At 50.0% G+C, this 252-nt stretch carries 1 protein-coding gene; it reads right to left on the minus strand.

Annotated elements, in window-relative coordinates; all coding sequences use genetic code 11:
- The coding region (locus tag ESB04_RS12545) for a hypothetical protein (protein WP_164969680.1) at positions 1 to 252 on the minus strand (252 nt) is incomplete at both ends.

The raw sequence follows: 252 nt of genomic DNA on the forward strand, positions 1-252 counted from the left end.
TGGTCACTGTATTACCATAAGCATCTTGGGCGGTAAGGGTATTCGTTCCGGTGAATGCCGAACCATTGGTCTGTGGACTGGCTAAACTTACCGCCAGTTTACTGAAGGTAGTTGGACTCACCGTCACATTCAAAGTTCCTCCTGTATTCGAGTTGATCGTTCCGTCTGTGGCATTGATGGTCGCTGACTCGGCTTTGTACAAGGCCATGCTTGCTGTCGCCACACCCTCAGTGAAAGTCAAACTAGTGGCTG

Source organism: Aquirufa rosea (assembly GCF_004118285.1).
GTDB lineage: Bacteria > Bacteroidota > Bacteroidia > Cytophagales > Spirosomataceae > Aquirufa > Aquirufa rosea.